Source organism: Niveispirillum sp. FG148 (genome assembly GCF_057809655.1).
Map to the genome: position 1 here is coordinate 114,445 of NZ_JBMDKJ010000003.1, position 24,340 is coordinate 138,784.

The 24,340-nt window shown below is 64.2% G+C and carries 22 protein-coding genes; 15 read left to right on the forward strand and 7 right to left on the reverse strand.

All coding sequences use genetic code 11. The features are described from left to right. Positions 1-284 precede the first annotated feature (284 nt). Both ACODTW_RS04100 and ACODTW_RS04105 read left to right on the forward strand, forming a co-directional pair. Positions 285-2,759 carry a TonB-dependent receptor gene (locus ACODTW_RS04100; RefSeq protein ID WP_488944639.1) on the forward strand — a complete coding sequence of 825 codons (2,475 nt, stop codon included), beginning with the start codon at positions 285-287 and terminating at the stop codon, positions 2,757-2,759. 124 nt (positions 2,760-2,883) lie between these two features. Continuing rightward, the gene (locus tag ACODTW_RS04105) at positions 2,884-4,053 is read left to right on the forward strand and encodes an alpha/beta hydrolase-fold protein (protein ID WP_488944640.1); all 1,170 of its coding nucleotides are present in this window, start codon (positions 2,884-2,886) and stop codon (positions 4,051-4,053) included. A 183-nt stretch (positions 4,054-4,236) separates the two neighbouring features. On the opposite strand, the gene ACODTW_RS04110 is transcribed toward ACODTW_RS04105, so the two are convergent. Then, on the reverse strand, positions 4,237-6,117 hold the full coding sequence (locus ACODTW_RS04110; protein ID WP_488944641.1) for an ABC transporter ATP-binding protein: 1,881 nt from the start codon (positions 6,115-6,117) through the stop codon (positions 4,237-4,239). Here ACODTW_RS04110 and ACODTW_RS04115 point away from each other — a divergent pair. Then, on the forward strand, positions 6,104-6,817 hold the full coding sequence (locus ACODTW_RS04115; RefSeq protein ID WP_488944642.1) for a hypothetical protein: 714 nt from the start codon (positions 6,104-6,106) through the stop codon (positions 6,815-6,817). The genes ACODTW_RS04110 and ACODTW_RS04115 overlap by 14 nt on opposite strands. Before the next feature lie 28 nt (positions 6,818-6,845). On the opposite strand, the gene ACODTW_RS04120 is transcribed toward ACODTW_RS04115, so the two are convergent. Next, the gene (locus tag ACODTW_RS04120; protein ID WP_488944643.1) at positions 6,846-7,163 is read right to left on the reverse strand and encodes a winged helix-turn-helix transcriptional regulator; all 318 of its coding nucleotides are present in this window, start codon (positions 7,161-7,163) and stop codon (positions 6,846-6,848) included. Positions 7,164-7,259: 96 nt separating this feature from the next. On the opposite strand from ACODTW_RS04120, the gene ACODTW_RS04125 reads away from it, so the two are divergent. From ACODTW_RS04125 to ACODTW_RS04140, 4 genes are all read left to right on the forward strand, one after another. Then, positions 7,260-7,805, forward strand: coding sequence for a carboxymuconolactone decarboxylase family protein (locus ACODTW_RS04125; RefSeq protein ID WP_488944644.1), 546 nt, complete (start codon positions 7,260-7,262; stop codon positions 7,803-7,805). A gap of 187 nt (positions 7,806-7,992) precedes the next feature. Then, positions 7,993-8,766, forward strand: coding sequence for an N-acetylmuramoyl-L-alanine amidase family protein (locus tag ACODTW_RS04130; RefSeq protein WP_488944645.1), 774 nt, complete (start codon positions 7,993-7,995; stop codon positions 8,764-8,766). A 126-nt stretch (positions 8,767-8,892) separates the two neighbouring features. Next, positions 8,893-9,468 (forward strand): BON domain-containing protein, encoded by a 576-nt coding sequence (locus tag ACODTW_RS04135; RefSeq protein WP_488944646.1) that lies wholly within the window; start codon positions 8,893-8,895, stop codon positions 9,466-9,468. Further along, positions 9,449-10,804: a hypothetical protein gene (locus tag ACODTW_RS04140; protein ID WP_488944647.1), complete on the forward strand. Its 1,356-nt coding sequence runs from the start codon at positions 9,449-9,451 to the stop codon at positions 10,802-10,804. The genes ACODTW_RS04135 and ACODTW_RS04140 overlap by 20 nt, the downstream gene beginning before the upstream one ends. A gap of 36 nt (positions 10,805-10,840) precedes the next feature. On the opposite strand, the gene ACODTW_RS04145 is transcribed toward ACODTW_RS04140, so the two are convergent. After that, a complete protein-coding gene (locus ACODTW_RS04145) occupies positions 10,841-11,371 on the reverse strand; it encodes an MmcB family DNA repair protein (RefSeq protein ID WP_488944648.1) in 531 nt (176 codons plus the stop codon). Positions 11,372-11,452: 81 nt separating this feature from the next. Continuing rightward, positions 11,453-11,719 (reverse strand): hypothetical protein, encoded by a 267-nt coding sequence (locus ACODTW_RS04150; RefSeq protein WP_488944649.1) that lies wholly within the window; start codon positions 11,717-11,719, stop codon positions 11,453-11,455. 407 nt (positions 11,720-12,126) lie between these two features. Between ACODTW_RS04150 and ACODTW_RS04155 the strand changes: the two genes are divergently transcribed. Then, complete coding sequence (locus ACODTW_RS04155; RefSeq protein ID WP_488944650.1) at positions 12,127-13,854, forward strand: tetratricopeptide repeat protein; 1,728 nt, start codon at positions 12,127-12,129, stop codon at positions 13,852-13,854. Positions 13,855-13,861: 7 nt separating this feature from the next. Here ACODTW_RS04155 and ACODTW_RS04160 read toward each other — a convergent pair whose 3' ends face one another. After that, the gene (locus tag ACODTW_RS04160) at positions 13,862-14,797 is read right to left on the reverse strand and encodes a bifunctional riboflavin kinase/FAD synthetase (RefSeq protein ID WP_488944888.1); all 936 of its coding nucleotides are present in this window, start codon (positions 14,795-14,797) and stop codon (positions 13,862-13,864) included. Positions 14,798-14,933: 136 nt separating this feature from the next. Then, positions 14,934-15,419, reverse strand: a complete 486-nt coding sequence (locus tag ACODTW_RS04165) for a MaoC family dehydratase (protein ID WP_488944651.1) — start codon at positions 15,417-15,419, stop codon at positions 14,934-14,936. 114 nt (positions 15,420-15,533) lie between these two features. On the opposite strand from ACODTW_RS04165, the gene ACODTW_RS04170 reads away from it, so the two are divergent. The 3 genes from ACODTW_RS04170 to ACODTW_RS04180 all read left to right on the forward strand — a co-directional run bounded on the left by ACODTW_RS04170 (position 15,534) and on the right by ACODTW_RS04180 (position 19,148). Beyond that, a complete protein-coding gene (locus tag ACODTW_RS04170) occupies positions 15,534-16,508 on the forward strand; it encodes an alpha/beta fold hydrolase (protein WP_488944652.1) in 975 nt (324 codons plus the stop codon). Positions 16,509-16,578: 70 nt separating this feature from the next. Continuing rightward, a complete protein-coding gene (locus tag ACODTW_RS04175; RefSeq protein WP_488944653.1) occupies positions 16,579-18,264 on the forward strand; it encodes a methyl-accepting chemotaxis protein in 1,686 nt (561 codons plus the stop codon). Positions 18,265-18,368: 104 nt separating this feature from the next. Further along, on the forward strand, positions 18,369-19,148 hold the full coding sequence (locus ACODTW_RS04180) for a hypothetical protein (protein ID WP_488944654.1): 780 nt from the start codon (positions 18,369-18,371) through the stop codon (positions 19,146-19,148). Positions 19,149-19,228: 80 nt separating this feature from the next. Here ACODTW_RS04180 and ACODTW_RS04185 read toward each other — a convergent pair whose 3' ends face one another. Continuing rightward, positions 19,229-19,972 carry a PhoH family protein gene (locus ACODTW_RS04185; protein WP_488944655.1) on the reverse strand — a complete coding sequence of 248 codons (744 nt, stop codon included), beginning with the start codon at positions 19,970-19,972 and terminating at the stop codon, positions 19,229-19,231. A gap of 716 nt (positions 19,973-20,688) precedes the next feature. On the opposite strand from ACODTW_RS04185, the gene minC reads away from it, so the two are divergent. The 4 genes from minC (at position 20,689) to ACODTW_RS04205 (ending at position 24,340) form a co-directional block, all read left to right on the forward strand. Then, positions 20,689-21,498 carry a septum site-determining protein MinC gene (minC, locus tag ACODTW_RS04190; RefSeq protein WP_488944656.1) on the forward strand — a complete coding sequence of 270 codons (810 nt, stop codon included), beginning with the start codon at positions 20,689-20,691 and terminating at the stop codon, positions 21,496-21,498. A 39-nt stretch (positions 21,499-21,537) separates the two neighbouring features. After that, positions 21,538-22,353: a septum site-determining protein MinD gene (gene minD, locus ACODTW_RS04195; protein ID WP_488944657.1), complete on the forward strand. Its 816-nt coding sequence runs from the start codon at positions 21,538-21,540 to the stop codon at positions 22,351-22,353. After that, the gene (gene minE / locus ACODTW_RS04200; RefSeq protein WP_488944658.1) at positions 22,350-22,643 is read left to right on the forward strand and encodes a cell division topological specificity factor MinE; all 294 of its coding nucleotides are present in this window, start codon (positions 22,350-22,352) and stop codon (positions 22,641-22,643) included. Before minD ends, minE begins: the two co-directional genes overlap by 4 nt. 107 nt (positions 22,644-22,750) lie before the next feature. Further along, positions 22,751-24,340: an ABC transporter substrate-binding protein gene (locus ACODTW_RS04205; RefSeq protein WP_488944659.1), complete on the forward strand. Its 1,590-nt coding sequence runs from the start codon at positions 22,751-22,753 to the stop codon at positions 24,338-24,340.

A 24,340-nucleotide genomic window follows, 5' to 3' on the forward strand; every position in this document is an offset into this window, starting at 1 on the left:
GAAACGGCAGACCCGCCATCCTGCCCCAGCTTGTGAGCAAATGTCTGACCGCGTGTCGGACAGCCCCGGCGAGCGGCTTGAACCGCTTTTTCCTGAAAAGCACCATTTCATTGATAAATGGTTACCGGGCCCATTTTCCAACCCGGCGCCTGGACACGGCCATTTATTGACAGCGCAGTCAAACAACTGAACGCAGCCTTGTGCAGGACTGCGAAGGACGACGTGTGTCTTTGAAGAACAAGCACCCACGACTTGCGGGACTTCAAGAGAAAATGGGAGACAAGATGCAGAAACTGAAGCCATTCCCCACCTTGGGCGTATCGCTGATCGCCCTGTCGGTGGCGGGTCTCTGGGCGGCACCTGCTGCCCAGGCCCAGGAAAAGAAGGACGCCAAGGAAGAGACGATCCAGCTGGAGGAGATCGTCGTCACGGCCCGTAAGCGGGCCGAGAACATCCTGAAGACGCCCGTGTCGGTCAAGGCCGTCACGTCGGAAGAAATCGAACAGCGGGGCATCAGCAGCGTGTCCGCCCTGGCCGACCAGACGCCCGGCTTCAACATCAACAATAACAGCTCCGGCCGTGCCGACCGGTCGTTCCAGCAGTTGATCCTGCGCGGATTCACCCCGGCCACGACCGACAGCACGCCCGTCGCCACCTTCATCGATGGCGTGCCCGTCTCATCGGCCACGGCGGTGATGAGCGTATCGAATCCGGAACGGATCGAATTGCTGCGCGGTCCGCAATCGGCCTATTTCGGCCGCAACACCTTTGCCGGTGCCCTGAACGTCGTGAACAAGGAACCCGGCAACAAGGTGGCTGGCAGCATCACCGCCTCCGCCGCATCGCGCAACGCCTATCGCGTGCAGGGCGAACTGGAAAGCCCGATCGTGGAGGACAAGCTGTCCTTCCGCATCGCTGGCGATTACAACACCAAGGACGGTTCCTATCACAACGCTGCCAATCCGGATCAGACGCTGGGCGACCAGAAGTCCAGCAGCGGCAATCTGCTGATCGTCGCCACGCCGAACGACAACCTGACCATCAAGCTGTTCGGCCTGTTGTCGCATGATGATGACGGCCCGGCGGCCATGGGCGTGTTGAGCGCCAATCAGGTGAAGGACGCCAAGGGCAATGTCGTTTTGCCGGCCCTGTCGAACTGTACCCTGGGCGGCTACAACAAGTTCATCTGCGGTACGGCCCCGTCCCTGCCCGTCGGCATGCCGGCCGGAAATGTGACGGTTGATGATTATGTGCGCTCGCGTCTGGCCGTGACGACCAACCGGCTGCTGGACCCCGACGACAGCGTTGATGGCTATGGCCTGGTGCGCGATTATCAGCATTTCCACATCGCCGCCGACTATGACATCCCGGACACGGGGGTCACCATCAGTTCCCTGACCGGTTACAACCACGAACAGTGGGGCTCGCTGTCGGACATCGTCAATTATGACAGCTCCGGCATCGCCAATCCGAACTACACGGCCACCAATGGGCTGCGCTCCTATTACAGCTCCTCCTATCTGGTGGAAAATATCTCCAAGGATTTTTCGCAGGAACTGCGCCTTGGCTATGATGATCAGGGTGCCCTGCGCTTTGTGACCGGTGCCTCCTATCTGGTGGCGTCTGGCCGCCGCACCGTGGACGTGCTGGACAATATCACCCAGGCCACCGGCGTGACCCCGTCGGGCAAGTCGGAAAACAAGACGCTGGGCGGCTTCTTCGGCGTCACCTACGACCTGACTGACAAGCTGACGGCCAGCGTCGAAGGGCGCTATCAGATCGACAAGCTCTATGCCTATATTTCTCCCTTGAGGGACATCGTTGTCACGGACAGCACCTTTGTGCCTGCCGGCACCTACAAGGCCGGATCGAAGCTGGCGGAACGCACCTACAAGAACTTCCTGCCGCGCCTGATCGCTCAGTATGACTGGACCGACGACCTGATGACCTACGCGTCGGTGGCCAAGGGTGTCAATCCCGCCGGCCTGAATTCCGGCGTCATCACCTATACCGGCCAGAGCGCCACGATCGCCAAGACGCTGGGCATCGACCTGTTCGTGGAGCCGGAAAAGGTCACCACCTACGAGGTCGGCACCAAGGGTACCGCCATCGACGGCCGCCTGCGCTACACCTTCGCCGCCTATTTCTCGCAATGGCGTCAGCAGCTGAACCAGGTCATTCAGACCTTCGTGACCAGCACGGGCGGTTTCGGCAGCGTGTTCGGCACCATCAATGCCGGTTCGTCCGACATGAAGGGCGTGGAATTCGACGGCACCTACCGCCTGACCAACATGATCACGCTGAACGCCGCCGGTGCCATCAATGACAGCAAGATCAAGTCCTACAATGCCCCGCTGGTGACCTTCCTGGTCGGCACCACCGATTTCAGCGGCAATTCCCTGCCGGTGACGTCGAAATATTCGGCCTCTGCCGGCGTCACGCTGAATGGCGAAATCGATGGCTGGACGGATGGAAGCTGGTTCGCCCGCGCCGACTATAACTACAAGTCCGGCGTCTGGTCGGATGTGGCCAATGTGGCCAAGACCCAGGACGCCCATACGGTCAATGTCCGTGCCGGCATCACCAAGGGTGCGGTGTCGCTGGACCTGTTCGTCACGAACCTGTTCCAGTCGAAGGCCTATACTTCCATCAACGACAATATCCTGTTCGCGCCCAACGCCTCCTTCACCTATTCCACCTTGAATGTGGGCTTGCGTGAAAAGCGCAGCTTCGGGGTGCAGGCCAAGTACAAGTTCTGATTTTTTTGATGTCGCGGGGACAAGGTTGTCCCGATTTTCCAACACTTTAGGGACAACCTTGTCCCATACCGGTCCCGCGTCACAGCCCCGATGGACAACCCATCGGGGCGTTCAGGAGCGATCCATGCGAAAGCTTGTTCTACCGGCCCTGTCGGCCCTGTTCCTGGGCACTCTGCCCGCTTATGCCGCCGCGCCTTGCGAGGAGCGGACCTTCTTCCAGCCGCCGCTGGAATATAAGTCGGTGGAGGTTCTGCCCGACGGCCGCGTCACCTTCCGCCTGTGCGCCAAAACCGCCACCAATGTCACGGTCCTGCCGCAGGAGATGAACGGCGTGCCCACGGGCATGGATGGCAAACCGCCGGGCCTGCCCATGGCCAAGGATGCCGACGGCTACTGGTCGGCCACCACCGGGGCGGCCATTGATCCCGGTGTCTATACCTACACCTTCAAAGTTGATGGCCTGCGCCTGGCCGACCCGCGCGGTTCCCGGTTTGGCGAAGCGTTCGGCGGCGTGCAGTCGATCGTGGAAATTCCCGGTGCCGCCAAGGCCAACCAGTTCTACAAGGCAGAAGTGCCGCACGGGCTGGTGTCGCTGGTCGAATATCCCTCTGCCAGCCTGGGCATCCTGCGCCGCGCCCATGTCTATACCCCGCCAGGGTATGAGGCCGGGGGCAAGGAGCGCTATCCGGTGCTGTATCTGGTCCATGGCTATTCGGACAATGACGATAGCTGGACCCAGAAGGGCAACGCCCACTACATCCTGGACAACCTGATCGCGGCCGGAAAGGCCAAGCCGATGATCGTGGTCATGCCCTATGGCCACACGCCCCCGCGCGAGGGTGTGCAGGGCATGGTCAACACCGATTTTGGCGCCGACCTGCACAAGGACCTGATCCCCTTCATCGACACGCATTTCCGGACCCTGCCGGGGGCGAAGACCCGCGCCATGGCCGGCCTGTCGATGGGCGGGGCCCATACGATCCAGTTCGGGCTGCCGCGGCCGGATGTGTTCGGCGCCATCGGCGTCTTCTCCATCGGCATGCTGGGCGATGATCAGGCGGCCGAATACCGCAAGGCCAACGATGCCGCGCTGAAGGCCCGCGCCGCCCTGGGCGGCGGCCCGGTCTTCTACGCCATCGGCAAGGACGATTTCGTGATGAAGATGGCGCCCGCCTACCGCCAGATCCTGGACGATTACAAGATCAAATATACCTATGTGGAAAGTGGTGGCGGCCACACCTGGATCAATTGGCGCGACTATCTGGAGACCTTCGCCCCCCTGCTGTTCAAGTGAAATCCCGAGATACCGGCGGCATCCTGTCCGTCGCCGGTATCCGCACCCCGCGGGGTGCGGTTGGGCGGCCCCGTGCCGTCCGCTTCCCGTCAGACCGTTGCGGAACGGTCAGGGAAGCTTGGTTCTGGTAGTGTAACCCCAACTGAAAGCCCGTCGGTGCCTGATGCACCGACGGGCCTTTTTTTACTCCGCCGCTTCCAGGAAGCCGCCCGACTGTCGGTGCCAGAGTTGGGCATAGCGGCCCCCCAGGGCCAGCAGTTCGGCATGCGACCCTTCCTCCACCACCTTGCCGCCTTCCAGATACAGGATGCGGTCCATTTCGGTGATGGTGGACAGGCGGTGGGCGATGGCGATGACCGTGCGGCCTTCCATCAGGGTCCACAGCGCCTCCTGGATCAGATGCTCGGACTCGCTGTCCAGCGCGCTGGTCGCCTCATCCAGGATCAGGATGCGGCTGTCCTTCAGCAGGGCCCGGGCGATGGCCACCCGCTGACGTTCACCACCCGACAGCTTCACCCCCTGCTCACCGACGATCGTGTCATAGCCGGACGGACGTTTCATGATGAACTCGTCCGCATGGGCCTTGACCGCCGCCGCCCGGATTTCCTCCAGCGTCGCCCCCGGCTTGCCATAGGCGATGTTCTCGCCCACGGTGCGGTGGAACACGCCCGGCTGCTGCGGCACCTCCGCGATGCTGGCATTCAGGCTTTCCAGGGTGACATGGGCGATGTCCTGCCCGTCGACCAGCACGCGCCCATATTGCGGGTCGTACTGGCGGCGGATCAGCTTGACCAGCGTACTCTTGCCCGCACCGGACCGGCCCACCAGCCCCACCTTCTCGCCGGGCTTGATGGCCAGGTTCAGACCGTCAAACACCTTGGTCCCGTCGGCGAAGGTGAAATGCACCTCCCGCAATTCGATCCCGCCGGCCCGCACCCGCAGCGGCGGGGCGCCGACCGTGTCCGTGATCTCATGCGGGGATGAGACCAGATCCAGCGCTTCCGACAGGGTGCCCAACTCCTCGAAGAAGGAGAGCAGCCGGTCCGACAGGTGCCAGACCGTATTGGAAATCTGGAAGGCCAGCGTGAAGACCAGCGTGAATTCACCCACGCTCATCTTGCCTTCGCGCGTATGGCTGATGGCGACGAAGACCAAAGCACCCAGCAGGCCCACGATGGACAGCATCTGGAACAGGCGCATGGCCACCAGGAACCAGCGCAGCCGGCGGGAACGGTAACGTTCCTCGTTGATATAATGGCCCAGGAACGTCCGCTCGAACGCCGTGCGGGCGAAGCCGCGGATCAGGTCGGCATTGGTGATGGCATCGATGATGCGGCCGGACGAGCTGGACACGGCCGCACTCATCTTCTCCGACAAGGTGAAGCAATGCCGGGCCAGCCAGCCGGACACGGCGACATAGATCACCATCCACGCCGCCAGCACCGCGGAGAAGACGGGCGAGGCCGTCCACAGCAGCGCCAAAGCCACCGACAGCAGCACGATGACGCGGATGACGTCCCACATCATGATTTCGATCACATGCAGGATGGCATTGGCCCCCTGCTTGATCTTCTGGCCCAGCTTGCCGGCGAAATTATCCTGGAAATAGCGGGGGCTGTGCCCCAGCAGCCAGGAGAACATGCGCTTCTGCGCCAGCGCCCGGATGGAAGGCGAGGTGTAGATGTCGGTGATCTGATAGACGCGATACATGCCCATGCTGAACAGCCAGATGGCCAGCAGCAGCCCGAACCATTCCATCACGCCCAGGCCCAGCGCGGCGGCCGCGGGCGCGCCACCCGTGGACGAGGCCGTGAGCGCGTCGACCACGGCGCGCAGCGCATAGGGCTCGAACGCCTCGATCCCCTGCCCGATGGTCACGGCCAGGACCATCAGAGTCAGACGGCCGGCGAATTTCTCCCGGATCAGGCTCCAGATGAAGGAGAATGGCTTGGGCGACAGGGCCTTAGTCGGCTCCTGATCCTCCCAGGCGAAATCCCGGTCCTGACGGTCCAGATCATCAATACGCACAGCGCGCATACCGGCGCGCAACATGGCGGCGAACATTTTCCACCCCGATTCCGGCACGAGCCTTCTCGCGCCGCACAATACATCCGATATCGGAAGTGATGCGGGATGGTTTAAATTCTGTCAACGGGGAAAAAACTTGGGCGACGGATCAATTGGGCTTGGGCGTGGGAAAAGCATCAAGACTCCGCTCCCGAGACATTGTATCGACGCCGGCTCAACAATAGAGTATTTAAACGATCTTGAGCCACCTATGCGGGAGATGCGCCAAATGATTGAGGTTTTTGTTTCCAGGCCAAATTGGGCCCCCAATTTTATAGAGAAAAGATTAGAGAGCTTCTACACTCTCTTAATAACAATGGGCTTAAATGCAAATACCATTGGCAAGAATCACGCACCCCTTAAGACACCGTTTGATGAGGTAAAAAATTTAATGAACAAATGTCAGTGCACAATCGTACTTGGACTTCCCCAGATATTTATAGATTCTGGAAAAATAAAGGATACAAATTTATTAAATAAGAACATACTTCCAACTGAATGGAATCAGATTGAAGCCACAATGTCATTGATGCTTAATTTGCCGACACTTGCATTGATACATAAATCTGTATCTGGACGCGGGTTATTGGAGCGCGGTGCCTCAAATTTGTTTATCCATGAATTTGACGTAACCGCGAAGAATTGGATTGAATCAGTGGCCCCTGCGATTGAATCACTAAAGTCAAACATTGAGTAGCACGCAAACGCGCAATCAAGTGATATTGTCAATACCCTCCTTCAGAAGATGAAAAATGCCCCTCTGCCCAGTGGTAGAGCGGCACCAGCATGGCCCCCAGTTCCCGCCCTTCCGGCGTCAGGACATAGCCGTCCTCCAGCGCGATCAGCCGCGCCTCACGCAGTTCCGTCAGTCGCGTGTTGAGGACGGAGGGTGAGATATCGGCGCAGCGTTCGCGCAAGGCACGGAAGCTCACCCCCGGATGCAGATGCAGTTCCCACAGGATGCGCAACGCCCAGCGCCGGCCCAGCAGGTCCAGCAGCACCATGATGGGCCGCCCGCTTTTCGATCCCCCTGGCAAGGTCATGCTCCTCCACCTGCAGCGCGCTATGATTTCCGTAGCAAACCGCCCCATCATGCGCTACGAATTATGTAGCACACTCCTGATGGCTGGAGAATCGTCATGTCCGCGCGTCTCGCCCCCGCCACCGCGCCCTTCCATCCCACCATCGCCGCCCCGATCGACCGGATGCGGCCGCCGGGCGCGGCGCCGCTGCGCCTGTTCACCACATTGGCCCATAATCCGCGCGTGCTTTCCCGCCTGTTCGCGGGTGGTTTGCTGGATGCGGGCAGCCTTTCCACCCGTCACCGCGAACTGATGATCCTGCGCATCTGCGCCCAGGCGGGAGCCGATTATGAATGGGGCGTGCATGCGGCCCTGTTCGCCTCTGCGGCAAACCTGACGGCGGATCAGGTGGCGGCAACCCGGCGGGAGAACCCGCTGGGTCCCGACTGGGACGAAGACGACTTGATCGTGATGGACAGTGCCGATGCGCTGCATACCGCCGGCGACCTGACCGATGGCGAATGGCAGCGGTTGGCGGAACGGTTCGAGGCGGCGCAGATCGTGGAATTGCTGGCGCTGGCTGGCTATTACCGCACGATCGCCCTGTTCTGCCGTACCCTGCGCCTGCCCCCCGAACCGTTCACCGCCCGGAGCGACCTGTAGCGTTGCAGGCACACCATGCCGCATCCGCGCAACATTCACGCATGTTTCTGTTGCACACCGGCGCAGGCGGGTCCAAACATGGGCGAATGACTGGGGGCCCGTCCGCGCCTGGGCCCGGTGGATGGCCGCTTCGATGAATCGCAGGGATTTGCTCCGTTTCGCCTTGGGTGTGTCGGCATCTGTCCCGATGGCATCGGTCACGGTGCTGCCTGTTTCCACCGCCCACGCGGAAGCGGCGGAAGCAGCCAAGTCCAAGGCCCCGGGCCGCAAACCGCGCCCGCCGCGCCTGGTCATGCTGGATCCCGGCCATGGCGGTCATGACCCCGGCTGCATCGGCGCCAGCGGTACCTATGAAAAGAACGTCGTCCTGGACATCGCCAAGGAAGTGGCGCGCCAGGTAGGCAAGTCCCGCGGCTGGCAGGTCGAACTGACCCGCGATGGCGATCGCTTCATCGATCTGAAGGAACGGGTGCGTCTGGCCCAGTCGGCCAAGGCCGACCTGTTCATCTCCATCCATGCCGACAGCGCCCCCAACAAGGGCGCACGCGGCATGTCGGCCTATACGCTGTCCGACACGGCCAGCGACGATTTCGCGGCCGCCATCGCCCAGCAGGAAAACGTCGCCGGTGGCCTGGGCCTGGACGTGTCCAATCTGGATGAGAAGGTGGCCGGCATCCTGGTCGATCTGGCCGCGCGCCACACGGTGACGGCAGCACTTCACGCCAAACAGTCGATCATCCAGGGCGCCGGAAGGCAGATCCGGCTGCTGGAAAACCCGATGCGTTCAGCCAATTTCGCGGTCCTGAAGGCGCCGGACATTCCGTCCGTGCTGATCGAGACCGGCTTTCTGTCCAATCCCCAGGATGAGAGCCTGCTGCGCGACGCGGCAGCACGGCGGAACATCGCCGGCATCCTGGCCCGTGAGCTTTCCGCGGTGATGACCGCCGCACCCTTCGCCTGAGGCCCCATGACCCACCCCGCCGGGACAGACAGAACGGCATCCCCCGGCCCGGTTCTCACCACATTTCCTCTCTAATATCCGGCCGACACGACATGAAGGAATGGTGCGGCTGCGGGAGATTGAACGATGGGGCAGATGCGCCTGATGGCGCCGACGGGCGTGGGTTTGCTGCTGCTGGCCGGGCTGGCCTTGACAGCCGGCTGCGCTACGGACAGTGGCAACAAGCCGGGACCGGTTGCGGCGGCTGCGACGGCCGCCAAGGTTGACGACGACGCCGTCCGGCAGGCGATCGAACAGAAATGGGATGCCGCCGGTGACCTGGACAGCCGCCTGCGGGTGGAGGTGCGCGACGGCAAGGCTCTGCTGGCGGGCCGCGCCGCCAACCCCGACGAACGCGTGCAGGCCGTGCGCCTGGCATGGCAGGTCCAGGGCGTGAACGAAGTCATCAACGAGATCGGCATCGGCGACGAAAGCAGCCTGACCGACAAGGCGACCGACATGTGGATCACGGCGCAGCTGCGCACGGCCCTGCTGACCGATCCCGAGATCACGTCGCGCAATTACACGATCGAGACCGTCAATCAGGTCATCTATCTGATGGGCCGGGGCCGGTCGTCAGTGGAACTGGAACGGGTCCGCAATCATGCGCGGGACATCGCGCGGGTTCGCCAGGTGGTAAGCCATGTCGAAGTCCCGTACTGAGCCCGCGTCGATCTGGACCGGGCTCTGGCTCTCGGCCACCCTGTCGCTGGTGCTGATGCTGATGCCGGTCGCCGCGTGGGCGCAAAGCAGCGACCAGAACGCGCAGGCCAACCGTCAGTTCGTGCAGGCCATGCAGGCCATCCGCCAGGCCGACCAGTCCTATGATGAAGGTGAACAGGCCAAGCTGTTGCAGCAGGCCGACGCGCTGCTGGCCGACATCATCACCCGCCTGCCGGAAAGCACGCTGGCCGTCCAGCTGATGACCAACCAGTTCATCGGCGATTTCGACTATGTCGAGTTCAAGAACCGGCTGCGCGGGCTGGTCTGCACCGACCCGAAATCGAATGCCTGCCTGCTGCACCGGATCGAAGCGCTGGTGACGCCGATCGAATATCCCATCGCGGCCCCGCGCTGGGATTGGCTGTCGCTGGCCGTGGCCCATTACCATATCGGGTCGAAGGACCGCGTGCGGCCCATCGTGGCCCCTTTCGTCCAGGCTCTGCGATCGGGCGGAGCCAAGGGTGATGTCAGTCAGGATCTGTTCGTCAGCCGCACCCTGGCGCTGACGGGCGAGGTGGATCGGGCATTGGCCATCACGCGCGAATTCGCCGATTGCTCCACCCGCGTCTATAACCTGTCCGACATTACGGAGGCCCTGGTCTGGCGCGGCGACATGGCGCGCGCCACGCAGGTGGCCGAGGAGGTGACGGAATTCGCCCGCACCCAGGGCTGCGCCTGGGAACTGGGTCTGGTGGCGCAATCCCTGCTGCGCGTCGGGCTGGAGGCGCGGGCCCGCACCCTGTTCCTGAATACGGTGGAGGAACAGTTCAGCCGGTTCAAGGACCGCCGCGGCAATTGCTGCCCACCGGAACTGGCGGTGGCCGCCGGCGACCTGGGCGATACCAATCTGGCGCTCGGCCTGCTGCGCACGGTGCAGGAGGAAAGCCCCTGGACCGTTCCCCAGGTGCTGGGAAAGCTGGAAGCCCGGGGCGAGAAGGTCCTGACCCTGACCTATGCCGATCAGCTTCAGGATAATGACCTGAAGGCTGAGACCTATGTCGAGCTGATCGACGGGGCACTGAAGGCGAAGGACCGGCCGCAAGCCGATGTCCTGTCTGCCCGGTTAGACAAGACGGTGACCGACACCCGCACCCCCATCACCCTGGTCCAGCGGGCCCGTGCCGACAAGCTGCTGTTTGACGACAGCCGCTGGCGCGGCGCCTTCCAGGCGGCGCTGCAGGAAGCCGAACGCGGCACAGGCCAGCGCCGGGATCTGGCCGTGCCCTTCCTGGCCGCGCTGCTTGAGATCGAAACCGGCCTGCCAATGCTGGAATAAAGCCGGCAGGGAACAGGAACGGGGCGCCGTCCGGACTCACCGTCCCTGCCCCGGATCCTCCACCCGATGCAGCCGGGCCATGGCCGTCTGGGCCACGCGCAGGGTCAGCACCTTGCGCCGTGCCGCCGCCAGCTTGGCCAGCGGCGATGCCCGCAGGATTTCTGCGCCGAACGCATCGGCGATGATCAGGCCGCATTCGGCCGGGATCAGTTCCTGGGGAAATTCGGCATCGACCGCGAAATAGAACCGGTCGCAGAATTCCAGATATTCCGGCCATTTCTGGTCGGTCTTGAAATCAACCGGTCCGCTTTTCACCTCAATGATGGTCACTTCACCATCATCGGCCAGAGCCAGGATGTCGGCACGCCGACCATTGGCCAGCGGAAATTCCACCAGCCCGCGCACACCCCGTTCGGCAAGCATACGACGCACGCCACGCGTAATGGCGGCCGCCGCGTCCGATGCGGGACGCGGCAAAGTCACTGCCAGCAGCGGCGGCGTCACGGTGGCGCCATCCGATCCGGCCGCCATCGCAGGCCCGTCGGGCGAGGGAGAGATCATGCTCATGAGTACGGATCATGAACAAATCTTCTTCGTCCGGCAAGCCCGGATTGGGCCCGGCGGTCACTGACAATCCGTCGGAGCGGATCAGCAGCGAAGGCTGAGGACGGACTGACCAGCCACGGAGGATGCGCGGATCACGGGCGACAGACCAGCCATCAGCAACCGGTTGCGCACGCCTTCCACCGTCTCGGTGGGTCGTGTCAGGGTGATCCGGGGATCGCGATGCCCCAGCGCGCGGCACCGGTCCACAGCAGCGAGGATCTGGTTGGCCAGGACCTCGACACCGTCGAACGCGGCGTCATTGGCAGGGGGCGGCGTCTGGATCGCCGAGGTCTCAAAACTGGTGGGCATCACGGCAGCCACCATGCCGTTCGCCGGATTGAGGGCTCCGGTAGCCACTGCGGGATACATGCAAGGTCCCTGGGTTCGAGCAGCTGACGACTTCGCCGTCAGCAAGCCCTTTATTACGTCAGAGCTTGTTAAAAAATAGGCAAGACACTGTATGGGTTTTGCGCAGCTAGAATGCAAAATATGCATAGACGAACCCCACCCGCGGCAACGGGCCAAATTGGCGGCATTCCGCCATCTGATACGGCTGGCGGCACCTTGATTCGACCCGGGGGCTCCCCATCCTTATGCGAACATGATGGCACGGTTCCTGCGTGCTATTGAATAGAGGGCGGAAGCGGGCTTAGGCTGGAGACGAGCTAGGTTGTCCCGAACTGACGCCTGGGATTTTGACATCAAGGATCGCGCGCGTGGCTGCTCGGTGGGGTCGGTCGTCCTTTACGGCCTTTAATGCTGTACTCCTGTCGTTCGTGCTGGCCGGCCCGTCGCTGGCGCAATCCAATCCGCCACCGGTCAAGTCGATTCCGGAAAGCGCGGTGGCCCGTTACCTGACCGGCCGCATCGCCCAGAATGCCGGTGCCTGGGACGTGGCGACGGCCAATCTGGGTGCAGCATTGCGTCAGGACCCGGAAAACCCTGCGCTGATGCGCCGGACCTTCCTGTTGTCCCTGGGCGAGGGGCGGCAGGAAGAAGCGCTGGCGCTGGCGCGTCGCATGGCCGCGTCGGAACAGGGAGGCAGTTTTGTGGCCCACGCCCTGCTGGTCGCCGACGCGCTGCGCGCCGGGCGGTTGACGGAGGCTGCGGATCGCGTGGGCAAGCTGCCGGCCGACGGCATGGCCCCCTATATCGGCCCACTGCTGCAGGCCTGGATCGCCGTGGCGCAGGGGGACAGCGACAAGGCCATCAAGGCGCTGGACCCCCTATCCGCCCATGACGGGTTCCAGGCGATCCGGACCCAGCAGCTGGCCTTGATCGAGGATCTGCGCGACAACCGTGACGCCGCCTTTCGCCATTATGCGGAAGCCGCCAACCAGGGCACGCCGCTGCGCCTGACCCTGCTGATCGGCAATTTCCAGGAACGGGCCGGCGCCAAGGATGCGGCGCGAAAGCTGTACAGTTCTTTCCTGAATGCCAATCCCGGCAACATGCCGGTGGAAGAGGCGCTGGCGCGGCTGGATCGCAGCGGCCCGACGCCGCGTCTGGTGGACGGGGCCGCCAGCGGCCTGGCCGAAGCCCTTTTCTCCCTGGCCAGCGCCCTGCACCAGGAAGGCGCGCTGGAGATGGCGCTGCTGTATGGGCGGGTCTCCCTGCTTCTGAACAGCAGCCAGCCACTGGCCCGCATCCTGGTGGGCGACATCCTGTCGGCCCGCGACCGGGATGAGACGGCGTTGACGGAGTACCGGACCATCGGCGTTGCCGCCAGTCCGGCCATGCAATGGACGGCCCGTCTGCGTCAGGTAGAGGTGCTGCGCGAACTGAAGCGCAGTGAGGACGCCACCGCCCTGCTGGAAAAGATGGCGGCGGAGCGGCCGGATCGGACGGACGCGCTGCTGCGGCTGGGCGACATGCACCGCATCGCCAAGCACAATGACGCGGCCCTCGCCGCCTATGACCGGGCGCTGGCGCGCGTGAAGACCCCCGGCCCCGGCGACTGGGCCCTTCATTATGCCCGCGCCATGACGCTGGACGCCAAAGGCGACTGGCCGGCGGCGGAAACGGCGCTGAAACAGGCGCTGTCCCTGCAGCCGGATCAGCCCAGCGTGCTGAATTACCTGGGCTATTCCTATGTCGACCGCGGCACCCGCATGGAAGAGGGCAAGGCCCTGATCGAAAGGGCGCTGGCCGCCCGGCCGCATGACGGGTTCATCACCGACAGCCTGGGCTGGGCCCAGTTCAAGCTGGGCAAGATGGATGCCGCCGTCGACCTGCTGGAAAAGGCCCTGGAACTGGAACCGGCCGACCCGTCGATCAACGACCATCTGGGCGACGCCTACTGGGCCGTGGGCCGCCGGGACGAGGCGCGCTTCCAATGGACCCGCGCCGCCCAGCAGGCCGACAATGACGGCTTGCGCAAGTCAGCGCAGGCCAAGCTGAAGAACGGGCTGGAAACGGTGAAGGCGGAAGGGACGGCACCGTAAGCGCCCCCTATCCCAGCAACACGCGGGCCTTGTCGCTGTCGGTGACGATCTGGTCCTTCAAGGCCTGGAAACTGTCGAACTTCATCTCCGGGCGGATGAAGTGCCGCAGACGGATGCGCAGATGCCGGCCATACAGGTCGCCGTCGAAATCAAACAGGTGCGCTTCCAGCCGTTCCGTCACCCCACCCACGGTGGGGCGGCGGCCGATATTGGCCACCCCCTTGTGCCAGACCGTGGCCCCGCCATCATCCACCCCGGCCAGCACGGCATAGACGCCCAGGCGCGGCCGCTGATAGGGGCCCAGTTCGACATTGGCGGTGGGGAAGCCGATGGTGCGGCCGCGCTTGTCGCCATGCTCGACCCGCCCCTCGATCTCCCAGTCATGGCCCAGGATGGCGGCCGCCTGCTCGACATCGCCGGCCTCCAGATGCTGGCGCACGCGGGTGGAGGAGTAGACGGCCTGGTCGGGCCCGAGGACGGGCCGCACCTCTGTCACCGCGAAACCGTGGCGTTGCCCGGCTTCGGCCAGAAAGCGCATGTCGCCGCCGCGCTTGTTCCCGAAGACGAAATCGTAGCCGGCAACGACATGGCGCGCCGCCAGCCCGTCGACCAGCACCTGCTGCACGAATTCCTCCGCCGTCAGGCGGGAGAAGGCCTCGTCGAAATGCACGTCGAACAGCGCATCCACGCCCAGCGCCTCGATCAGGCGCGCCTTGATCCGCCAGGGCGTCAGGCGGAAGGGCGGGTCGTCAGGACGGAACAGGCTGCGCGGATGCGGCTCGAAGGTCAGCACGGCCGCCGGCACATCCAGGGCACGGGCCGCCTGACGTGCCGTTTCGATCACGGTGCGGTGACCCAGATGGACCCCGTCGAAATTGCCCAGCGCCACGGCACAGCCGCGGATGGCGGCCGGAAGGTCAGTGGTGTGGCGATAGATCAGCATGGGGGCATTCGAACCGGAAAGGCGGGAACCGCCATGCATATAGTCGGGAAAAGCAGCGGCGGTCCAGAGCCTGGGGCGCATTGCCGATCAGACCCCGGGCCGCCGTCCATTCTCGCGTGTCAGCAAAATTGGCCGATCACTCCGCCGCGGTCAGGGGCGCAATGGCACGGGCAGGCACCATGACCATGGCGTCACCGTCGATAACGACGCGGTCACCGACCGTGCAGATGGTCGACAGCATGGCCCGGCGCTTTTCGGGGACCAGGCTGGAAACGGTCACCGTTGTGGTCACCGTCTCGCCGATGCGCACGGGCGAACGGAACCGCAGATTCTGGGACATGTAGATGCATCCCGGCCCCGGCAGTCGCGTACCCAGGACCGTGGTAATGAAACAGGCCGACAGCATGCCATGCGCGATGCGTCCGCCGAACGGCGTCGCCTTTGCATATTCTTCGTTCAGGTGCATGGGATTGGTATCGCCGGAGATGCCGGCGAACATGACGATGTCGGTTTCCGTAATGGTCCGGGCATAGACACCCTTCATGCCGACATACAGATCTTCAAAATAGAAGCCGGTCAGGTCGGCAGGGTCCAGGCCGGAACGGCGGGCAACGTTATCCATCGTGATAGATACTCCCACGCTTGGCGGCACGGCTTGGGCCACCTATTGTTGCTGTGCCGCACCATAGGCCGGTGCGGCCGGCGGGTCAAACCGGTGAGAAGGATTGGAACAGCAATGGATAGTGTCATGGTTGGTGCCGTATCGGCAGATGGCGGTTGGTCGCATGAAGCGCTGATGCGCCCTGACGGCACCCGGCTGCGCCTCTCCCGCTGGCGCCCCGCAGAGGATGCCCGGCCCGCGCCAGGGGCACCGACCATCCTGATTCTGCCCGGCAGAGCCGAATTCGTGGAGAAATATGCCGAACTGGCGGGTGACCTGACCCGGCGCGGCCTGCATGTGCTGTGCCTGGACTGGCGCGGCCAGGGTGGATCAAGCCGGCCGCTGGCCGATGCCGGGATCGGCCATGTCGATCGGTTCGATCAGTTCCTGGATGACCTGGCAGCCTGCCTGCCCCGCCTGATGGACGGGGTGACGGGACCGATTGTGGCGCTGGGCCATTCCATGGGCGGGCATATCCTGCTGCGCTTCCTGGCCGAACGGCCCCACCCCTTTGCCGCAGCCATCCTGTCGGCCCCGATGCTGGGCGTGCAGACGTTCCCGCTGCCGGAGGCGGGCGCCCGATGGCTGGCACGACGGGCCGTGGCGTGGGGACGGGGACACCGTTATGCCCTGGGTCAGGAGCCGTGGGCGGCCGATCCCGCGCCCGACTTCGCCAGCAACAAATTGACCTCCGATCCCGTGCGTTTCGCGCGCGGCCACGCCCTGTGCGTGGCGGACCCGTCCATCGCCCTGGGTGGGGCCAGTTGGGGCTGGCTGGATGCGGCTCTGACGTCCATCCACCACCTGTTCACCCATGATCGGCTGGAAACGGTGCGGCTGCCGATCCTGCTGCTGTCGGCGCGGGCGGACGGCATCGTGCGGCACGATCGGCACGATCTGGCGGCGCGTCTCCTGCCCGATTGCACCCTGGTCCCCTTCCCCGGCGCCCGCCATGAACTGCTGATGGAAGCCGACAGCATCCGTGACCGGGTGCTGGCCGCCATCGACGACTTCCTGGGCCGGACAGGGTTATCCGCAACGAAGCGCTGAAGGCGGCTGGCGTGGACGGTAGCGGCCGGTTATCTTGCCCGGCATCAGGCCAAGGGACCGGACCGTCTTCATGAATATCAGCCGCTTCAATATTTCCACCCGTATCTTGGCGATCATTGCATTGCTGAGCGCCCTGACAATCGGCGTGGGCGTCTTCGCCTCTACCCGCCTTGTCACCACCGAACGCCAATATTCAGCGCTGATCACGGGCCAGTCGGCGGCCGGGATGGAGGTGATCCGGGCCGTGCGCGAAATGACGGCGGTCAGCCGGCAGAGCTATAAGCTGCTGGCCCTGAAGGGGGAGAAGCCGATCAAGGATGCGCATGAACGGGGCGTCCGCAATTTCGGGCAGACCGCCGGTCATTTCGATAACGTTATGAAAGCGGCGCCGCAATATGCCGACCGCATCCGCGACCTGCAGCAGGACTTGACCGCCAGTCAGGCCGTATTCGCGGACATCGCCCCCCTGGTCACCGCCCAGCGCACCGACGAGGCGCTGGTGCTGGTTCAGACCAGGTTTGATCCGATCATGGATGGGGTCCGCGACAAGGCGTTGAAGCTGTCGGATGATCTGCGCGACGCGATGAAGAAGGAATCGGCGGATGCATCCGCCGACGCCATCCTGTCGCGCAATCTGGTCCTGGCGGTCATGACCGTCGGTATCGCCGTCCTGGGCGGACTGGCCTTCTACATCTCCACCTACACCATCGCCCGGCCGGTGGAGGCCGTGACGGCCGCCATGGCGCAGGTGGCGGGGGGCGATCTGGCTGTCACCGTTCCCGGCCTGGGCCGGCATGACGAGATCGGACGTCTGGCCGGTGCGCTGGAGACCTTCAAGGCGAACGCCGTGGCGGCGCAGCGGCTGTCTGACGAGGTGAAGCAGGCGGAAGCCCGGGCGGCGGCCGAACGGCGCCAGGGGATGTTGGCGCTGGCCGACAGTTTCGAAGCCGGGGTGCTGGGCATTGTGGAGCAGGTGGCCCGCGCCGCAACCGAATTGAACGCCAATGCCCGCACCCTGTCGCAGACGGCCGAACAGGCACAGGGCCAGACCGGGGTGGTGTCGGCCGCCACGGAACAGACCAGCGCCAATGTGCAGACCGTTGCCGCGTCGGCGGAGCAGATGACCGGCGCCATCGGGGAAATCACGCGGCAGGTCGGCACCTCTGCCGGGATTGCCCGCAACGCCGCCGACCGCGCCGATGCCACCAACAGCACCATCCAGAGTCTGGCGGCGGAGGCCGACGCCATCGGCGCCGTGGTCAAGCTGATCGCAGAAATCGCCAGCCAGACCAACCTGCTGGCACTGAACGCCACGATCGAGGCCGCGCGTGCGGGTGAGGCCGGCAAGGGCTTCGCGGTGGTGGCGTCGGAGGTGAAGAACCTGGCCAGCCAGACCGCCAAGGCCACCGAGGACATTTCCCACCGCATTGCCAGCATCCAGGAGGCGACGGGCCATGCCGTGACCGCCACCGTGGAGATCACACGCACGATCACGGAGATCAACGAGATATCCACGACCATCGCGGCTGCCGTGGAGGAACAGGATGCCGCCACGCGGGAGATCGCGCGCAATGTGCAGCAGGCGGCCCTGGGCACGCAGGAGATCGCCGGCAATATCAGCGGGGTCAGCCGGGCCGTGGAAAGCACCAGCATCAGTGCGGCGGACCTGGCAAAGGCGGCCGGCGGTCTGTCGCACAGTGCTGACAACCTGCGCCAGCAGGTCGATAGCTTCATTGCGCGGGTCCGGGCCGGTTGACCGGCCCCGCGCACCGGTGGCGCAAAAGGTTATGCGAAGCCCGGTTGCCCTGCCAACGCTGTCACCCTAGGTTAACGACAATCAAATTCGAGGTGGAGGTGGGCATGCGGCTGCGTTCATTGGCGTTCCTGTTGGGAATGCTGTTGGCGCCGCTGCCGGCCGGAGCCGAGGAGTGGTCCTTCACCACCCTGGAATGGCCGCCTTTCTCCGGCAGCCTGCCGGACGGCGGGGCGATGACCACCGTCCTGCGCGCAGCCTTCGCCACCCAGGGCGACAGATTGACCATCACCATCCTGCCGTGGAAGCGGGCAGTGTCGACGGCGATGCAGCCGGATAACGGCCATGTCGGCTTCTTCACGGCCACGGCGACCGAATGCGCGGCAGCCGGCGGCATATTGTCCGAATTGCCCATCGGCCGTTTCCGTTACGCCCTGGCCGAACGTCAGACCAACCCGATCAGATGGGGGCATCCGGCCGACCTGCAGAATCTGCTGATCGGCATCGTGGATGGCTATGATAACGGCCCCATCATCGATGGGCTGCGCGGCAAGGGCACATTGCAGGTGGATGTGGCCGCGTCCGATATCGCCAACCTGCGCAAGCTGCAGGCCGGCCGTATCGATGCGGCCGTCGTGGAAGTCTCGCAGTTTGCCTTCCTGAAGCCAGAGCTGGAGCGCAACATCAAGGGTAGGGGCTTTTCCCCGCTGTCGCTGAGCGCGCTGCCCATCGGGCCGCCGGAACCGCTGCATGTCTGCTTCAATGGCAGTGACCGCGGACGACGCGCGCGGGTAAGCCTGATGCGCGGGCTGCAGCGGATCGACCGGGAGAAGGTGGCAGAACGTTACATGGAAAACCTGCGTCAGGATGGGGCCGCGTCGAACTGACGGGCCGTCGCCGGATGGCGACGCCGGCGATTGAGGGGCACGAAAGCGTGACCATCGGTCATGATTTCGTGCCCCTGGTATCACAGCACGGTCAGCATGCTGGCCACCAGTGGGTGGCGGACAATGTCGGCATCGGCAAGACGGACGACGGCAATGCCGTCCACCACTTCCAGCCGCCGGGCAATCTCCGACAGGCCGGACAGGCCATCCAGCAGGTCCGACTGGTCCGGATCACCCGTCAGGACCATGGTGGAATGCCAGCCCAGGCGGGTCAGCAGCATCTTAATCTGGGCATAGGTGCAGTTCTGCGCCTCGTCGATGACAACGAAGGCGTTGTTCAGCGTCCGGCCCCGCATATAGCCAACGGGTGCAATCTCGATCGATCCATCGGCCATCATGGCCTTCAACCGCTTGGCCCCCAGCCGGTCGGACAGCGCGTCATAGAGCGGCCGCAGGAACGGGGCCATCTTCTCGTTCATATCACCGGGCAGGTAGCCGATGCTCTCCCCGGCCTCAATGGCGGGGCGGGACAGTATGATGCGGTCGACCTCCCCCTTGTCCAACGCCGCCACGGCAGAGGAAATGGCCAGATAGGTCTTGCCCGTACCCGCGGGGCCGAGTGCCAGCGTCAGGTTGTGTTCCTTGATGGCCTGCATCAGCAGGCCCTGCCCCGCGCTCATCGGCTTGACGGTGCGGACATAGGACTGGTCGCGCCGCTCCTCGTTCCCGCCCAGCGGGTCCCAGCCCGTGGACTGGCGGGGGAAGAGCGGGTGGACCTTGCTGTCGCTGCTGCTGGACGCGGGTTTGGACTGGCGCTTGGCCATCTGGCATCTCCTCACTATCGGCTAGGGACGGAAAAAGTCCTGGTGAAGCGGGAACGCGGCAGGCAAAGACCGGGCAACAAAAAACCGCACCCTCGGTCTGAGTGGTGCGGTTGGTGACGATCCGGCCTGGTGGTCGATCCTGCGGGGGGCGGATCATGCGGCGCCGGACGGCCTGCTGCCGCGGCGCTGATGGAGAATGCTGCAAGGCAATATGCCGCTGACACTATCCGATCCATCCCCTGATTTGGGTCGACGGGGCCACGATACCCCATAATATCGTAGGCGTCACTAGCCTTTGCGGGCGAAACGAAAGCTTCACACAATATCTGGCGGCATACATCTTTTGCGCAAGCATTCCGAGTCGCCTTTTGCGGGTGCGAACAGCGGATCGCCACCCGCCCGGGCACCCTGGAAATACGTCTCCAAAGGCCCAGCGTCGCTGTCCTGACGGGTCGTTTCCAGCGATATCAACGGTATGGCGGAAGGTATCGCACAGCACGCAGCCGATGGCGGGCCGCACATCCGTCCCTCCTCGGAATAGATATTGTGTAACCTTGCAACCTTGTCGCAAGATGTGGCCAATGAAATCCTTGACGGCGGGTCAGCTTTAGGGCTTGAACGACGTCATCAGGCAGAACGCGGCGGGGCCACGGGCGCAATGGTTGCGACCGGTTCCGTTTTTTGCGTTCAGGGGACAGGTGGGGTCTGAACCGGACATGAGCATGCAGGTCGCCTATAGGGACGCGCCATTCCAGTTGCGCGGCAGCACCTTCACCATGATGGTGCTGAAGGTCAGCGACCCCCACAATCCCAACTTCTTCCCCGTTCTGTCGGGCAAGATCGCGCAGGCGCCGAACTTCTTCCGCCATGCGGGCGTGGTGCTGGACCTGGACGACCTGCCCGCCGGCGCTCCGTTCGACATGGATGCCTTCTGCAAACTGCTGAAGAATCTGGGTCTGATGGCTGTGGGCCTGCAGGGTGGCAGCAAGGAACAGCAGGACGCCGCCCTTGCGCGCGGCATGGCGCTGCTGGCTGCCCCCCGCGGCAAGGTCGAGACCTTCGATCCGCTGGCCGGCACGGGCCGCAGCCCCGCGCAGGGTCTGGCCAATGTGCAGATACAGCCACAGGCACCTGCCGCCCCGACACCGGCGCCCGTCGCCATGCCGGAGCCGCCGGCCCCCCAGCGCAGCACCATGGTGATTGCGGAGAATATCCGGTCGGGCCGGCAGATTTACGCCCCTGGCGGTGATCTGGTGGTGATCGGTTCCGTCAGTCCGGGTGCCGAGCTGCTGGCCGACGGGTCGATCCATGTCTATGGGTCGCTGCGCGGACGGGCGCTGGCCGGGGTCAGCGGTGACCAGTCGGCCCGTATCTTCTGTCAGAGCCTGGACGCCGAACTGGTGTCCATCGCCGGACTTTACCGCGTGTCGGAAGACATCGGCCAGGATATCCGCCGTCGTCAGGTTCAAATCTACCTGAACAATGGCTATCTCCATATCGATCCGCTTGCGTCCTCCGGGACGTGACGGAATTTGTGATCAACCTTTGACCTTGGGAGACGCCTCTTGGCCAAGATCATTACGATGACCTCCGGCAAGGGCGGCGTGGGCAAGACCACTTCGAGCGCCGCCTTTGGCACCGGTCTGGCCCTGCGCGGTTTCAAGACCTGCATCATCGATTTCGATGTCGGTCTGCGCAATCTGGACCTGATCATGGGATGCGAACGCCGCGTGGTGTTCGACTTCATCAACGTGATCAACGGGGAAGCACGTCTCAGCCAGGCACTGATCAAGGATAAGCGGGTGGAAAACCTGTATATCCTGCCGACCAGCCAGACGCGGGACAAGGATGCGCTGACCCAGGAAGGGGTTGGCAAGATCCTGGATGAGTTGAAGAAGGAATTCGACTACATCCTGTGCGACAGCCCGGCCGGCATCGAAAAGGGCGCCCTGATGGCGCTCTATTATGCCGACCACGCCATCATCGTCACCAACCCCGAAGTTTCTTCCGTCCGCGACAGCGACCGCATCCTGGGCGTGATCCAGGCCAAGTCGCGCCGGGCGGAAATGGGGCTGGAGCCGGTGCAGGAGCATCTGCTGGTCACCCGCTACGATCCGGAGCGCGTGGAAAAGGGCGAGATGCTGAAGGTGGAGGATGTGCTGGACATCCTGGCCATTCCGCTGCTGGGCATCATTCCGGAAAGCCCCGCCGTCCTGAAGGCATCGAATGTCGGCATGCCCGTCGTTCTTGACGACAAGTCGAATGCCGGCCTCGCCTATGCCGACGCCGTCGGCCGTTTCCTGGGCGAGAAGATCGAGCATCGCTTCGTCAAGCCCGAAAAGAAGGGCTTCCTGGACCGCCTGCTGCGGAGGACCGCATGAGCCTGCTGGATATTTTCCGCAAGTCCAAGCCGCCCACGGTGGCGGCCCAGGCCAAGGAGCGGCTGCAGATCGTGCTGGCGCACGAACGGTCCGGCCGTGACAGCCCCGACTTCCTGCCCGCCTTGCAGCAGGAACTGCTGGCCGTCATCAAGAAGTATGTCAATATTGATGACGACAAGGTGGCGGTGAAGCTGGAGCGCGAAAGCGGCTGTTCCATGCTGGAAGTGAATGTCGAGCTGCCGGCTCCGGCCAAGCGCGCGGCTGCCACTGCCAAGCCGATGGTGAACTGATCGGCCCGCCTCCCGCCCGCTTGCGACCGACGGTAATGCGCGCTTGCCGTGCCCCCGCACAGCGGGCATGGTGCGATCGCAAACTGGCGTCGGAACGGGATGGTGGTGTGGCGGCGATCTGGCGCCCCCTTTTGCAGCGGCTGCTGCTGGTGCTGCTGGTGATATCGTCCCCCGCGTCGGCAAGGGCGGGCGATCGGCTTGTCGTGGCATTGTCCGGCGGGGCGACCACAGCCGACCCGCATCATGCCCGCACAGGCGCCGATTTCCAGTATTTCGAGCATCTGTACGATACGCTGGTGACGCGCGACGGTTTCAATATCGCGCCGCGGCTGGCGACCAGTTGGACGGGCAGCGCCGACTACCGAAGCTGGTCCTTCTCCTTGGCCCCCAATGCCACCTTCGCGACGGGGCGTCCTGTTACCACGGCAGACGTGGCTTACAGCCTTTGCCGCCACCAGACGCTGGCTCGCGCCGCCGGCCGCGATCTGCTGGGGCTGAGCCAGATCTCGCAAGCGAAGGGGCAGGTGACCCTGACCCTGGATGAGCCATACCGGCTGTTGCCCGCTGCCTTGTCGCTGCTGTTCATTGTGGCCGCCCCCGACGATGCCGGTGGCGGACCGCTGGGCTGCGATCCGGAACGCGTGAAGCCGGTGACCAAGACCAGCCTGCTGCCGGGCAGCGGCCCCTATGTGGCCGCAGCAGAGACGCCGGCGCCGGGTCAGGCGGTGCTGGTACCCTCCCCCCATTGCTGGTCGGAATGTCCGGTCTGGCAAAGGCTGGTCCTGTGGACCCTGCCGGATGCGCGCGACCGGCTGCGGGTGCTGGTCACCGGGGCTGCCGACATCATGGAGGATGTGGCCCCGGCCCAGCTTCCCTACCTTTCCTCCGTCAAGGGGGTGCGGCTGACGGAGCTGCCAACCGACCGCACATTGCTGCTGACCTTCAATCTGCGGCCCGACCTGGTCGATGGCACCCGCAACCCCTTGTCCGATATCCGCGTACGGCGCGCCATCGCCATGGTCATCGACCGGCATCTGCTGGTCGAACGCGGGCTGGAGGGTTTCGCCGGCCCTGCCTGGCAACTGGCCCAGCCGGGCATGGAAGGATATCTGCCAGACCGGCCGCACCGGATGGTGGCGCAGCCCGAAACGGCCCGCGAACTGTTGGCGACTGCCGGGTATGGTTCCGGCCTGCGCCTGAACCTGCTGATGCCCGTCACCCGCATCACCGACCGGCCCCGGGTGGCTGATGCACTGGCCGGCATGCTGCGCGCCATTGGCATTGAACTGTCAGTCACCGCCATATCGGCCACCGAGGTGCGCCCGAAGGTGGCGGCCGGCGATTTCCAGATGATGTTTTCAGGCCTGGGGCTGACGGCGGGATCGGCCACGGAGGGTTATGTGGCCGTCGCGGGCCCGACAGAGAAGGACAGCACCACGAACCCCAGCGCCTATCGCAACGATGCGCTGCTGGACCTGCTGCATCGGGCGCGCGGGGTCGACCCGCGCGATATCCCCACCCTGTCGGCACGGGCGACGACCATTCTTGAAAATGATCTGCCCATGATCCCCCTGATGCATATCCGCGATCTGGTGGCGCACCGCGCCGGCCTGTCGCTGCACGCCCGTGACACGGCCCGCGCCTTTGGCCGCATCACCGGCGTTGTCACGGCCGATGCGGGTGCCGTGCAGCCCTGA

What these genes read in the sequence shown, in the direction of transcription:
- ACODTW_RS04100 (WP_488944639.1), top strand. Translation starts at nt 285, where the DNA reads ATGCAGAAACTGAAGCCATTCCCCACCTTGGGCGTATCGCTGATCGCC.
- ACODTW_RS04105 (WP_488944640.1), top strand. Translation starts at nt 2,884, where the DNA reads ATGCGAAAGCTTGTTCTACCGGCCCTGTCGGCCCTGTTCCTGGGCACT.
- ACODTW_RS04115 (WP_488944642.1), top strand. Translation starts at nt 6,104, where the DNA reads ATGGCGGCGAACATTTTCCACCCCGATTCCGGCACGAGCCTTCTCGCG.
- ACODTW_RS04110 (WP_488944641.1), bottom strand. Translation starts at nt 6,117, where the DNA reads ATGTTCGCCGCCATGTTGCGCGCCGGTATGCGCGCTGTGCGTATTGAT.
- ACODTW_RS04120 (WP_488944643.1), bottom strand. Translation starts at nt 7,163, where the DNA reads ATGACCTTGCCAGGGGGATCGAAAAGCGGGCGGCCCATCATGGTGCTG.
- ACODTW_RS04125 (WP_488944644.1), top strand. Translation starts at nt 7,260, where the DNA reads ATGTCCGCGCGTCTCGCCCCCGCCACCGCGCCCTTCCATCCCACCATC.
- ACODTW_RS04130 (WP_488944645.1), top strand. Translation starts at nt 7,993, where the DNA reads ATGGCATCGGTCACGGTGCTGCCTGTTTCCACCGCCCACGCGGAAGCG.
- ACODTW_RS04135 (WP_488944646.1), top strand. Translation starts at nt 8,893, where the DNA reads ATGGGGCAGATGCGCCTGATGGCGCCGACGGGCGTGGGTTTGCTGCTG.
- ACODTW_RS04140 (WP_488944647.1), top strand. Translation starts at nt 9,449, where the DNA reads ATGTCGAAGTCCCGTACTGAGCCCGCGTCGATCTGGACCGGGCTCTGG.
- ACODTW_RS04145 (WP_488944648.1), bottom strand. Translation starts at nt 11,371, where the DNA reads ATGAGCATGATCTCTCCCTCGCCCGACGGGCCTGCGATGGCGGCCGGA.
- ACODTW_RS04150 (WP_488944649.1), bottom strand. Translation starts at nt 11,719, where the DNA reads ATGCCCACCAGTTTTGAGACCTCGGCGATCCAGACGCCGCCCCCTGCC.
- ACODTW_RS04160 (WP_488944888.1), bottom strand. Translation starts at nt 14,797, where the DNA reads ATGCTGATCTATCGCCACACCACTGACCTTCCGGCCGCCATCCGCGGC.
- ACODTW_RS04165 (WP_488944651.1), bottom strand. Translation starts at nt 15,419, where the DNA reads ATGGATAACGTTGCCCGCCGTTCCGGCCTGGACCCTGCCGACCTGACC.
- ACODTW_RS04170 (WP_488944652.1), top strand. Translation starts at nt 15,534, where the DNA reads ATGGATAGTGTCATGGTTGGTGCCGTATCGGCAGATGGCGGTTGGTCG.
- ACODTW_RS04175 (WP_488944653.1), top strand. Translation starts at nt 16,579, where the DNA reads ATGAATATCAGCCGCTTCAATATTTCCACCCGTATCTTGGCGATCATT.
- ACODTW_RS04180 (WP_488944654.1), top strand. Translation starts at nt 18,369, where the DNA reads ATGCGGCTGCGTTCATTGGCGTTCCTGTTGGGAATGCTGTTGGCGCCG.
- ACODTW_RS04185 (WP_488944655.1), bottom strand. Translation starts at nt 19,972, where the DNA reads ATGGCCAAGCGCCAGTCCAAACCCGCGTCCAGCAGCAGCGACAGCAAG.
- minC (WP_488944656.1), top strand. Translation starts at nt 20,689, where the DNA reads ATGAGCATGCAGGTCGCCTATAGGGACGCGCCATTCCAGTTGCGCGGC.
- minE (WP_488944658.1), top strand. Translation starts at nt 22,350, where the DNA reads ATGAGCCTGCTGGATATTTTCCGCAAGTCCAAGCCGCCCACGGTGGCG.